The organism is Methylobacterium thuringiense (genome assembly GCF_022179645.1).
GTDB classification, from domain to species: Bacteria; Pseudomonadota; Alphaproteobacteria; order Rhizobiales; family Beijerinckiaceae; genus Methylobacterium; species Methylobacterium thuringiense.
In genome coordinates this window covers 1-13060 of record NZ_BPRA01000031.1, presented here as the reverse complement: position 1 = coordinate 13060, position 13060 = coordinate 1, and the positions used below count along the sequence as shown (strand labels likewise).

Sequence of the window (13060 nt, the reverse complement as noted above, 5' to 3'; positions counted from 1 at the left end):
ATGTTCAACGCTGTTTGACACTGCCGCAAGCAGGGCCGTTCCACACCATCATACCAAAGGGCGGACCACTTCAATGGGGGCGGATCAGGTCATCACAGAGCGTGCCGATTATGGCCTGCCAAAATACGGGATTAACTTGATATCAATGATTTGATTTAAATTTCCGTATCTCAGCTACAACCAAGTTATATATGAGCAAAATATCGTCGCAATCAAAAGAGCTGGCATGTATCGATGTGGATTTTAAAGTGCGATCAGTATGTATATAGGATTACCCCCTATTTTCTTGCAGTAAAATATCATAAGCGGCTTCGCCACATCGGCCAGACCAGAACAAAATTTGTGTAGCAACCACCAATCTACGTCGATTTTCAGCATCTAAAGTTGGCAACTCCGCATCTTTCCAAAGTGCTATAATATCGTGTAGTACAGGTATCTTTGCTGCATTTCTTGCTGATGCATCATTATTAATACGGTGTTCGATCATTGATTTAACAATGCATTCTATAACAAAAGATGCTTATTGTCGAAAATCCTCAATCAGTAGCAAATTCAGATCTACGCTATTGAAACTATAGCTGTTTCCTTCTAGAAAAATCTCATCCTTCTGCTGCCATAACTGATACGCAGCAAATAGCACCTTATAAGCCCATAATTCAAAATATGCAGGAGAAAGTCTACGGATTTCATGGATAGACTTTTTTTGCTTCATAGTTTTGAGAACCATTACCCAGATAACAAGGCATGCCCAGCACAGGGCGATTTGAAGCTTTGGAAATTTGAAAGGGGTGACCTGATGGCAGTTGCTCGATTGCAGCTTCTGTCCCTCATCGGCGCGAATTGAGCAAACGTCCGCACGCCTAGTGAGCGCGAATCGCATGCTCTGCAAACCTTCTTTCCGACGCAGCATCTACATGCGTGATTCGCCGATTTCGCTCTCTTCATGGGGCATTTTTACGCCTTCTTGCCACAGATTAAAAAATGCTTTCCATTGTTTGAAGCGACAAAGCCTTATGGGGTTGCTCCAAAGTATCAAGCGTGTTGCGCCCGCACTATGGTCAAGCCGTTCCGGACGGAAAAAGTCTGCGGTAGAGACCTAAAAACGCAAAAATCAAAAGTTAACAGGCATTCATATCTGATCTTCTCAAAATCGCGAGTTCCATTTCGGAACAGATGCCGGGCTTATCGATCAGGGGCTGGTCAGAACGATCAGTTGGGATGACGAAGCAGTCCGGCGCGGCCTGAGGCCAAGCTCGAAGTCTTCGTATCAAAAATTGTCGATGCATTTGATCAAACTCGCACTGATGAACTCAGGCGAGCGGGGGAGCACTGTGTCATGTCCAAGCAAACTGTAATCCGTCAAAATAACGGTTTGCGCTCATCGGCGCAGAGCTTTCAGCTGGCTTCGGATGTGCCTGATACGAGCGCAGCTAGCTTGCGGGTGAGCCTGTTCGGCGTTGCGATCGAGTGCTGCCGGACGTTCAAGGTTCAGCTGTTGGCGCTCGTGCGCATCCGGCTCCCTGTCTCGCAGAATGAGGAGCAGCCAACCTATTTCAACCGCGCTACGCGTCGCCGATATGTGCACCAAGCTCGCCGCAAGGCTAGAAGCAGCGTGCCGTCCCTTCTTCCCGTCTGGCGGAAGATAGCTCGCCGGCTTGCTGCGCCGCTAGGGGCAGCAACTGTTATGCTGGGTGCCGCTGGTACTACGGGTGCACAAGCTCAGAGCTTCGCGAACCTGTGCTCGGGCTTCCAAGTCAAGCTCCCGGCTTTGGCCGCGACGAGTGGGGCCCTGTCGAGTGCGGTCACGGGCGTATTGGGCAGCGTACCGGTTCTGAGCGCGCTGACAGCCCCTCTGGGTAACGCGATCGGCGGAGTCATCGACGAGAACATCGTCACGGCGCTCAGTGGTAAGACCATCGGCGTCGATCTGCTGAGCGGAACCAGCATTCTCACTCCGGCGAACTGCGGCGTAAGCGCGACGGACATCTCGGTCGCCAACAACCTTACCGTCGGCAATCGTATTACCCTCAACCGAAATGCAGGGATTAGCTTCGGTGGCGGCTCGATCACGGGCCTGGGCGGTACAGGTAACCTTGCGGCGACCGCGACTGACGTGACTGGTATTGCCATCGGCAACAACGCCCTGACCTCAGCCGGTGCCGCGAACGCCATCGCTGTCGGCGTCGCCGCCCAGGCGACCGCCACCGGTGCAGTCGCTATCGGCAATACCGCCCTTGCTCAAGGCGGCAAGGCTGTCTCGATCGGCGTTGGCAACATCGCGACGGGCAATGGCGCCGTGGCCATCGGCGATCCGAACCTCGCAACTGGTACCGGCGCGGTCGCCTTGGGCGCCGACAACACGGCGACCGGAACCGGCGCCGTCGCGCTCGGCAACACGAGCAATGCGACCGCCGACGGCGCGGTTGCTCTTGGTAACAACGCTATCAGCACCTATCGAAGCTCAGTCGCGATTGGTACGGCTACGAGAGCTAGCGGCTCGGCTGTCCAGCAGGGCGTCACAGATTTTCGGACTGCCGGTAATCCGAACGGGCAGATCGTAAACGCGCCACTTGGCACTCTGACAACGACGCCGTCAGGTGTCGCGATTGGAGAAAATTCGGTCGTTAATGTCGGAGGCGGCGTAGCGCTGGGCTTTAATAATAATGCCGGCAGCACAACAGGCGTGTTTTCCACGGCAATCGGCGCTAACAATCTTGCAAGTGGAAGTTTTGGTTCGGCTATCGGTACGAACAACACCGCATCCGGAGCCAGTTCTGTTGCGTTGGGTGTCAATAACACGGCGAGTGGTCTGCGGGCGGTGGCGATCGGACGCCAGGCTCTTGCAACCGGAGATTTTGGTATTGCCCAAGGCTTCGTAGCTAGCGCCTATGGCCTCAACGCAGTTGCTGTCGGTGCTAACAGTGTCGCCGGTCTAGTCGGCGGTCTCACGATCAACGACGTAGCCATTGGACCAAATGCCTCGGCGACCGCAGGAAATTCGGTGGCACTCGGCGCCGGCTCGACCGCCACCCGACTTGGCTTGGTAGGTGCCGAGGCCTTTTCGCTGGCCGCCGTAGCTTCGCCAAACGGTGCGGTCTCGGTCGGCGCTGCTGGCCAGGAGCGGCAGATCACCAATGTAGCCGGCGGTACGCTCGCTACGGACGCCGTCAACCTGCGTCAGCTCCGGTCCGTCGCAACCAACGTCGCCACGACGCTTGGCTCGAACTTCGATGGAACTACCGGTGCCTACACGCCGCCCGTTTATACGGTCAATGGAACACCCTACAATACAGTCACCGGGGCTATCGCAGCACTGGCCACTACACCGGGAATGGGCGCCTTCGTTTCCAATAACGCAGGTCTACCGCCTGCAGCCGCTCCGGTGGCAACAGGTCTCAACGCGTCCGCTGGTGGCTTCGGATCAAGAGCCACGGGCGCGGGCTCCACGGTCGTCGGCAATGGTGCAACAGATAATGGAAGTGCAGGTGCCGTTGCGATCGGTCAGAACGCTGCTTCAACCAGCAATCTGAACGGACTTGGTTCGGTGGCCATCGGCCAGAACACGACCGCAACCGGTGGAGTTTCTCCCCAAAACGTGTTCGACTTCCGCAGTGGGCCGGGGATCTTGAAGCAGATTAATAACCTTCCTGACGGAACGACCACATATGTTCCAACAGGCGTAGCCATTGGCTCCCTTTCGACAGTACGAAATGGCGGTGGCGTAGCGATTGGATACAACAATCGGGCTGGAGGTACCGACCAAGCACAGTCTTCAACAGCAATAGGATCGAACAATTTGGCCAGTGGCGTCAATTCGATCGCTTTTGGTCTGAACAACACGGCGTCCAACCGGGGCTCGATCGCCGTCGGCACCGACAACCAGGCGACCGGTCTGCGGTCGATCGCGATGGGCCGCGAGGCCTATGCCTATGGCGACTTCTCCAGCGCCCAAGGCTACCTCGCCAGCGCCTACGGCGTGAACTCGATCGCACTCGGACCAAACAGCGTAGCAGGCGTGAACGGCGGCCCTGCCACCAACGACATCGCGCTCGGCTCCGGGGCGACTTCGTCCTTCGGCAACTCGGTCGCCCTCGGTGCCGGTTCTATCGCCGGCCGTGGCGCACAGGCTGCCTACACAGGCTACGCGGTTGGTCCGACGACCTCAGTTGGCGAGCTTGCCGTCGGCACGGTTGCAGCGGCCCGTACCATCACGGGTGTCTCGGCCGGCACGGCTGCAACCGATGCGGTCAACGTCAGCCAGCTCAACACGGTCGGTAACGCTGTGGCGGGCTCCCTGGGGGGGGGGGCAGCCTTCAACTCAGCCACCGGCACCTACACACCTCCGGCCTTCGTCACCGCCTTAGGGACCGGAGCCAACACGGTTCAAGAGGCACTCGCCAACGAGACGGCTGCAATCACGGCTCTCGGCACCGGCACGGCCACCAAACTCGGCGGCGGCACCACCTACAACCCGGCTACCGGAGCGATCGATGGTGGCTTCACGGTTAATGGAACCACCTATGCCGACGTCGCCGCCGCAGTCAGCGGTGCAGCCGCGACGGGTGGCGTCATTCAACGCACCGCCACAGGTAATCAGGTTGCTGTGACCGCTTCCGGCGGTACCGGAACTGCACCCGGTACTGCGCAAGTCATCACGAACGTCGCCGCCGGTACGATCGCTGCCGGTTCGACTCAAGCCGTCAATGGCAGCCAGCTCAACACGACCAACACGCAGGTCACTGCCAACACAACCGCCGTGACGAACCTTACCAACGGCGCTGCCGGTCCGTTCCGCTCCAACAACGCAAACAACAGGGCTGCGCCCGCAGCTACGGGCACGGACTCCGTGGCCGGCGGCTTCGGCGCCACCGACAACGGTGTGGCTAACTCTACTGTGCTCGGCAATGGCGCCACGGTCGCGGCCGGTGTCACGGGTTCCAACGTCGCCCTTGGCCAGAATTCGACGGTTGCTATAGCGGCGGTGCCGGTCGCCGGCGCCACGATCGGTGGTAATGCCTATACCTTCGCTGGTACTTTACCGGTCGGAGCAGTGTCTGTGGGTACCGCCGCCGGCGCGCGTCAAATCCAGAACGTCGCAGCTGGTCAACTCTCGACCTCTTCAACGGATGCGGTGAACGGCTCGCAGCTCAACGCTACCAACACGCAGGTGACCGCCAACACGACTGCGATCACTGGTATCAACAACGGCACCGTGGGTGTCATCCAGCGCACGGCCACGGCCGGCACGGTCGCAGTCACCGCTCCCACCGGCACCGGTACGGCGCCCGGCGCGGCACAGGTCGTTACGAACGTGGCCGTCGGCGCCGTCACTGCGCTCTCTACGGATGCGGTCAATGGCTCGCAGCTGTTCAACACCAACACGGCCGTCGGTACGGTCACCGCGCAGACCACGGCGCTCGGCAACGCTACGGCAGCTGGCTTTGGCGGTACTTCGACCTACACGGCAGCAGGCGGCCTGACCGCGCCGAGCTACAACGTCTACGGTACGCCGCAGGCTAATGTCGGCGCTGCCATTACCGCGCTGCAGACGGCGGCTCCGGTGCAGTTCTCGAATGCCACTGGTACCGTCACGCAGCAGACACCTAGCAATAACGTCACGCTCGTTGGTGCGGCAGGCGGTGCGCCGGTTGCCTTACACAACGTTGCTGCCGGCACACTCGCGACCGATGCGGTCAACCTTGCCCAGCTAACCGGAGCCATCACGGCTGGCGCCGCTCCCGTCCGCACCGGAGATGCGGGTCCGTTTACTACGACGGCGACCGGCGCTGGCTCGCTTGCCGTCGGCTCCAACGCAATCGCAGGCGTCGGCTCGACCGTGATTGGTACCGGCGCCACCGACAATGCCAACGTAAACGCGACCGTGCTCGGCAACGGCGCTTCGGTTGCAGCTAACGTTGCTGGCTCCAACGTCGCACTCGGCCAGGGTTCGGCGGTAACGGTGGCAGCCACTGCGGTGCCGAACGCGACGATTGCCGGGACGACCTACACCTTTGCTGGAGCTGCACCGACCGGTGCGGTCTCAGTCGGGGCCGTGAATGCCGAGCGCCAGATCCAGAACGTCGCGGCAGGCCGTCTCACCGCGGGCTCTACCGACGCTGTCAATGGATCCCAGCTCTTCGCCACGACCCAAGCGGTGACGAGCCTCGCCAATGGCACCGCCGGACTGGTGCAGCAGGATGCCGCCACCCGCGCCATCACAGTGGGTGCCGGCACCGACGGCGCTTCCGTCGCTTTCGCTAACAACGTAGGCGCCGCTCGCACCCTGACCGGTGTAGCCGTGGGACAGGTCGCCGCCGGTTCGACCGAAGGGGTCAACGGAGGACAGCTCTACGCAACCGCCCAGTCCGTCTCCACGGCACTAGGTGGTGGCTCGACAGTGACTGGTGGTCAGGTCACCGCGCCGGCCTATGCGCTGTCCAGCGGCACTTACAACAACGTCGGCGCTGCACTCACGGCCATCGATAACGGCCAAGTCGGTGCGTTCCGTTCGAACAACGCTGCTGGCGCCGTTGCGCCAGTTGCTACGGGACCGAATGCCACCGCAGGCGGCTTCGGCTCCAGCGCCACTGGTGCAGCTTCGACCGTGATCGGCAACGCGGCAACTGACAACGCCGTGGCCAACTCCACCGTTCTCGGCAACGGTGCCTCGGTTGCCGCAACCGCCGCTGGCTCCAACGTCGCTCTCGGTCAAAATTCGGTCGCCTCGGTCGGTGCCCGAACCAACTACGCCGCCTTCGGCTTGGCTGCTCCGCAGAACTCTGTTGGCACGGTCTCGGTCGGTGCAGTCGGTACAGAGCGCACCATCTCCAACGTTGCAGCTGGTGTCCTCGGCACCGATGCGGCCAACGTCGCACAGCTCTCCGGTGCGACGACCGCCCTCGGTGCATCGGTCGCAGCAAAACTCGGCGGTGGCACCACGGCGGATCCGGCCACGGGTCAGCTCGCCGGTGGCTTCACGGTCAATGGCACTACCTATACCGATGTCGCCAGCGCGGTCAGCGGTGTGGCAGCAACGGGTGGTGTCATCCAGCGGACCGCCACGGCCAACGACGTGGCCATTACGGACCCGACCGGTTCTGGTGCGGCACCTGGCACCGCGCAGACACTCAGCAACCTCGCGGCCGGCACAGTCAGCGCAACCTCGACGCAGGCCGTCAACGGCAGCCAGCTCTTCGGGACGGCGCAGTCTCTCGCGACACGTCTCGGTGGCGGGGCGGGAGTGAACGCCGACGGCACCGTCTCGGCTCCGGTCTACACGGTTGCCGGCAACAACTACGGCAACGTCGGCGATGCACTCGCCGCCGGAAACAGGTCGGCGGTGCAATACAGCGTCAACGGCGCTGGTGACCCGCTCTCTGCGATCGACCTGACAAAGGGTAACACGCTGGCTCCGGTCTCCATGACCGGCCTTGCCAACGCCACCACCGCCACTGGAGCCGTCACCCTCGGGCAGCTGCCGATCCAGTACACGGATGCCGCCGGCACCCCGACCCCGGCGACACCCTCCAACACCGTCGGTCTCGTCGGCGGTGCTGCCGGGCCGGTGACACTCGCCAACCTCGCCGCCGGCACCGTGGCCGCCGGTTCAACTCAGGCCGTCAACGGCAGCCAGCTCTTCGGGACCGCGCAGTCGGTCTCTTCGGCACTCGGCGGTGGATCGGCGGTCAACCCGGACGGCACCGTCGCCGCTCCGACATACAACGTCGCCGGAACGAACTATACCAACGTCGGGGCAGCACTCACCGCGATCCAGACCGACATCGCGGCGGGTACGCTCGGATCCTTCGTTGCCGATAATACAGCTGGGAACGCGATCCCGGTGGCCAGCGGGGCCAACGCGACTGCGGGTGGCTATGGTGCCTCGGCGACTGGGGCGGGCTCCACCGCGATCGGCAACTCCGCCATCGATAACGGCGTGGCCAACTCCACTGTGCTCGGTAGCGGTGCTACCATCGCTGCGGGCCTAACCGGGTCCAACGTGGCGCTGGGCCAGGGTTCGGTTGCCACGACCGGTGCCCAAGCTAACTACGCTGCCTTTGGCTTGGCTGCGCCACAGACCTCGGTGGGCACTGTCTCGGTGGGCACGGTCGGCGGCGAGCGGACGATCTCGAACGTTGCGGCTGGTGTCGCAGGGACCGACGCGGTCAACGTCGCTCAGCTCTCGGGGGCTGCTGCCAACCTCGGCAGCTCGGTGGCGACCGGACTCGGCGGTGGGGCGACCTACAACGCCACCACTGGCCAGATCACCGGACCGACCTACACTGTCGGTGGCAAGGCCTATACCGACGTCGGATCGGCAATCACCGCGGGCAACGCTCTCGGCGTCCAGTACACTGCGGACGCTAACGGTAACCCGACCAGCGCCATCGACCTCACCAAGGGCGGCACGCTGGCGCCGGCGACGCTGAGCGGTCTGGCCCCGGGTGCCCTCACCGCTACCTCGACGGATGCGGTGAACGGCAGCCAACTCTACGCCACCAACCAAACCGTCGCGAACCTGGCGTCGGGTAGGGGCGGAGCATTCGCTGCCGACAACACCTCCGGCCAAGCCGTTCCGGCCGCCACCGGGGCCGACTCCGCGGCCGGCGGCTTCGGAGCGCTCGCCTCCGGAACTCGCTCCTTGGCACTTGGCTCCGGTGCCGCATCCAGCGGCACCAACTCGGTGGCGCTCGGAGCCGGCTCGACGGATGGCGGCATTGCCAATGTCGTCTCGGTGGGCGCGGCCGGTGCCGAGCGGCGTATCACCAACGTAGCGGCGGGCGTGAGCGCCACCGACGCGGCCAATACCGGGCAGCTCACGGCGCTCGCCGCGCGCAGTCTGCAGTACGACACCACCGCCACGGGACAGACGAACTACCAGTCGGTCACGCTGAACCCGACGGGCTCCGGCCCAGTCACCATCCACAACGTCGCGCCGGGCCTTGCCCTCACCGATGCGGTGAATGTTAGCCAGCTCGGGGCGGCAACAGCGAACTCAGTCCAGTACGCTACGAACGCGGATGGCACCCGGTCCAACACCCTCGCCCTAATGGGCGGCACTGCCGGTGCGCCGGTGACGATCTCGAACGTGGCGGCCGGTGTGGCGGCGACAGACGCGGTCAACGTCGGTCAGCTGCAGGGTGCGCTGAACGGCCAGTACAACAACCTGGCTCAGATCGGCGACTACCAGTTCCGCAGCGCGAAGCAGACGGCCTATGCGGGTACCTCGATCGCCCTGGCGACCGCCGGCATTCGCTACGACGACCGCCCGGGCAAGATCTCGCTCGGCCTCGGCGCCAGCGGCTACCACGGCTCGGCGGGCCTCGCGGTCGGCATCGGCGGAACGTCCGAGGACGGCAAGTGGCGGATCAACGTCTCGGCTGGTTTCTCGCCGAACAACCAGAAGGGTGCCGCCGGCATCATGGGCGGCGCGAGCTACACCTTCAACTGAGGGTAGGCCTGCAAATAACATCAACTACGGGGGGCCCGGCTTACGTCGGGCCCTCTGTCATCTGTACGAGACAGGTAGTTTCGAACCGGCCGTATGCCTGAGGGCCAGATGCTAGAAGATGATTTGCCTATTGCTGAAATTACCAGAATTCTTGAAAGAATTTGGGCGGAGCTTAGCGAAGAAAAATCTTTCCGGGCTCGTGTCTTAATCGAAATGCTTTTTATAGAGGTCATTTGGATACAGAAAGCGAATTCTGATTCTGAAAATGACTTGTCTCAGAAGGCATCGATAAATAATTTGTCTGCCACGTAATCGCTTGGTTGTCAGAGTAGGCGGCCCCAGCATATCCAGCCGCAGTTTTTTATCTGCCTGTCTTCCTGCGCTACTGACCAAGGCCAAGGTCTTTCGCTAGCGCCGAGCGCGCGGCGGAATAGTTCGCTGACATTGTTGGGTAATCGGGCGGCAGTCCGTAGCCCTCGGCCGGTTTCTCGCCGAACAACCAGAAGGGTGCTGCAGGTATGATGGGTGGCGCGAGCTACACCTTTAACTGAACGCGCTTCCGATTGTCCGCATCCGTAAAGGGGGCCCAGCGCGAGCCGGGCCCCCTATTTCATTCGAACGAGAGCATCTTGGCAGGTACGCAGATAAAGACTTTTCCAAGAACTAGCCTACCCGGTGCTCCTCTGCTCGCCGACGGTCTGCCCGCACAAATCAAGCCGTAACCATCTCCGAGCCAAGGGCCGCCTCGATGAAAGACCACAGTCTTCTGCGACCGCGAACCCGTCTCGCCATCGGTTTAACCGGAGCGGTCCTCGTGAGCTTCGCCGCGATCGCAGCCTCGGCCAAGCCGGACCAGCAACCTGGTCCTAGTATCGCTCAAGCTGGTGAGCCTCTCGAGGCAGCTCCTGCCAAATCCCGCCCGCGCAAGCCGACGCCAGCAGCAAAGGTGCCCGCCCAGGCCGCGACCAAGAGTGATACGCCGTCTACCACCGCCCCGCCGTCGCCTACCGTTTCGCCAGCTACCGCCCCCGGTGCTTCGGCTGCTGTTGCAGACACATCGGTTGCCGTGACGGAGCCCGTGCGCCACGCCCGGGACGCCAAGCTTGGGCGTTGCGCTGCGATGGTTACAAAGGCTTCGAGCAGTACCATCGATACCGCCCATGCTGCCGTCTCGACCTGGTCCCAAAAAGGACCGGATGAGCACATGTTTCAGTCGATCGTTGCTCTCAGTTATAGCAACGCCATAGCCCCGAAAGCCGCCACCGTGCTCGTTGCTGCACCGGAAGGCGCGGGCTGCGAAGCGACAACCGTTCAGGTCTATCCCACCACGCGCTCGTGCGGCGACGTCGAGAACGATCTGAAGAAGTCTGGGCGCACTGTGGCCGATTTTGGCGGTGTGCCGATGACTCAGGAGGCCGGCGCCTCGCGTCATCTTCTCCTGCCTGCACCTGGTACCGGCTGCGTCGTCGTTGCCGTCGGCCTTGCGCTGAACCAGTGATGCAACAGGTGGGCAAGTCTTCTTTCGTCCAGTTAGCCTGCCTCGCACTCGCGCTTTTGCCGGTCGCAGCACAGGGGCGCCCCGTTGCGCAGGGGCTCACAACGGCAGCCGTGGATCGCGAGCTGTTTCGGGACGGTGAGGTGAAACGGCGTAATGAACGTTTTGCCAATTGGTCGCTCGATTGCGATGAAATTCCCCGCCTCGGCCAGCGCTATTGCAGCCTGCGGGCTTTAGCCCGCGATGCCACCGGCATGGGCGTGGCCGACTTTACCCTGTCGACTGACGATCGAGGAAAACCGGCTGCTCTGATCGGGCTGCCGTTTGGTGTCGATCTGGCGAGCCCGGTGACGATTGAACCAGCGCTGCCACTAGTTCTTGGCCAGCCTTCTGCCGGCCTTGCGGCCTCAACACGCGAGATCGTGAAGACAGGTAAGAAGTCGGCAGCCAGGGGCGCTGTTAATACGGATATTCTGCGTTTTGCTCTTCGGCCTGCATTCTGCGACAGCAATGGCTGTCACGTGGCCCTGGCGTTAAAACCCGCTGACATCGCTGCCCTCAGGGCTGGGGCCGGTGTGCGGATCCGTTTCGCCGCAAGCGGCCGGGACGGACGCGGCTTTGTCGCTCACGGCGACTTACCTATTCGGTCAATCGAAGCAGTGATTACGAGTGAGGGTTTTGGGCAAGCCCTTGAAGCTTCAATTCGCTAAAAGAGTAATTCATTTATGTCTGCGAAAACAAATTACGAAATCCGTCAATCTTTGTCTTCTTACTACGAAGAGTATGCCTACAATGCGTTATTTGCCGCAAATATTCTTTGGAAGCAAAATTTAGAAATTAACGCTGAGACAATTAACTTTAATTCTAAATCAATAAATATAGTAAAATCGATAGATGAAGCTTTTCGACGAGAAGGATCATTTGCCATTGAGTTGATTGTAAAAGCGGCAATGGCATATCGATTAAAAAACGATCTATCAAATCCTAAAATATCAAAAATTTCATCATCACATGATATAACAGTTTTATGGAAGGATGCTGAGCTTCAGTCTCTAGATGCTGAAAATAAGCGGCGGTTGATTATAGCTACACAAACCTTATATTGGTCAGGTCGATATGGCGAGGCGGCCCGCTCCTCTAAAACGCTAAATATTAGAGATAATATCTATCGTTACAAGGACAAAAGATCTCAAAATCACTACGTGCAAGTGGAATCATATAATTTTAGCGATGTAAAAAATATATTTGATTTTGTTGTAAGTCAAATTCAAGATATTAAATAATAAGCAAATATATATATTCTGTTGGGGCATGAGGGTAGAACTATAAAAATTATTGCCTGAAAAGCCACCTTGATCAGCAAATTCACATGTCTAGAAAACGATCGTTTTCCATACAGCTGGATCGAACCTCTTTATTGGCAGTCGAAACGGCCCTGTATATGTAAGGAAAATAAGATAGGATTTCTGTTGTAAGAAATACGCTGTCAGTCTACTAGTCTGACATACTTGTCGGCTACGCTCGCGTCTCCACCATCGATCAGAACCTGGACCTTCAGCGTGACGCGCTTGAACGGGCTGGGTGCGAGCAGAGATTCTACGAGAAGAAATCCGGCAAGGCCGGCACCAAGCGTCCCGAGTTCGAGTCCGCCCTCGCTTACCTACGCCCTACCGACGTGCTGGTCGTCTGGAAGCTCGATCGGCTTGGCCGCTCGCTGGTCGAGATGATGCGTACGATCGACGGGCTACGTGTGAAGGAGATCCACTTTCGTAGCCTGACCGAGCAATTCGACAGCGCGACTGCCCAGGGCCGCTTCGCTCTGCAGATGCACGGCGCCATGGCTGAGTATTTTCTCGACCTCAATCGCGAACGAACGATGGAGGGCCTGAAAGCCGCCATCGCGCGAGGTCGCAAGGGCGGTCGACCAAGGGCGCTAAAGGAGGCTGACATCGAAGCAGGGCGTGCTCTGCTCGCCGCCGGTACCATCAGCGTCGCCAAAATTGCCAAGCGCCTCGGCGTCTGTAAAGGGCGGACCAATTCCAGGCCGCTGTGGCGGAGTAAAACCAGGCCAGTGGCGGCCGGCAGCTTGAACGATGAAGGGGCCCGATCGGGCC

The 13060-nt window shown here is 60.2% G+C and carries 6 protein-coding genes and 2 pseudogenes; 6 read left to right on the top strand and 2 right to left on the bottom strand.

Annotated features, from left to right (window positions below):
- Positions 1–271: 271 nt before the first annotated feature.
- The gene (locus MFF07_RS21875) at positions 272–487 is read right to left on the bottom strand and encodes a hypothetical protein (RefSeq protein ID WP_238232904.1); all 216 of its coding nucleotides are present in this window, start codon (positions 485–487) and stop codon (positions 272–274) included.
- Between the two features lie 849 nt (positions 488–1336).
- On the opposite strand from MFF07_RS21875, the gene MFF07_RS21870 reads away from it, so the two are divergent.
- A complete protein-coding gene (locus MFF07_RS21870; RefSeq protein ID WP_238232903.1) occupies positions 1337–9451 on the top strand; it encodes a hypothetical protein in 8115 nt (2704 codons plus the stop codon).
- A gap of 93 nt (positions 9452–9544) precedes the next feature.
- Entirely contained in the window at positions 9545–9763 is a 219-nt protein-coding gene (locus MFF07_RS21865; protein WP_238232902.1) for a hypothetical protein, read from the top strand.
- Positions 9764–9836: 73 nt separating this feature from the next.
- Here the strand turns inward: MFF07_RS21865 and MFF07_RS21860 are convergent.
- Positions 9837–9923: pseudogene (locus MFF07_RS21860) on the bottom strand (MucR family transcriptional regulator); the annotation flags it as partial.
- 732 nt (positions 9924–10655) lie between these two features.
- On the opposite strand from MFF07_RS21860, the gene MFF07_RS21855 reads away from it, so the two are divergent.
- From MFF07_RS21855 to MFF07_RS21840, 4 genes and pseudogenes are all read left to right on the top strand, one after another.
- Positions 10656–10949 (top strand): hypothetical protein, encoded by a 294-nt coding sequence (locus MFF07_RS21855; RefSeq protein WP_238232901.1) that lies wholly within the window; start codon positions 10656–10658, stop codon positions 10947–10949.
- Positions 10949–11656 carry an invasion associated locus B family protein gene (locus tag MFF07_RS21850; protein WP_238232900.1) on the top strand — a complete coding sequence of 236 codons (708 nt, stop codon included), beginning with the start codon at positions 10949–10951 and terminating at the stop codon, positions 11654–11656. The genes MFF07_RS21855 and MFF07_RS21850 overlap by 1 nt, the downstream gene beginning before the upstream one ends.
- A gap of 15 nt (positions 11657–11671) precedes the next feature.
- Positions 11672–12229 (top strand): hypothetical protein, encoded by a 558-nt coding sequence (locus tag MFF07_RS21845; RefSeq protein ID WP_238232899.1) that lies wholly within the window; start codon positions 11672–11674, stop codon positions 12227–12229.
- Positions 12230–12450: 221 nt separating this feature from the next.
- Positions 12451–12972 (top strand): annotated as a pseudogene (locus MFF07_RS21840) (recombinase family protein); the annotation flags it as partial.
- Positions 12973–13060: the final 88 nt, after the last annotated feature.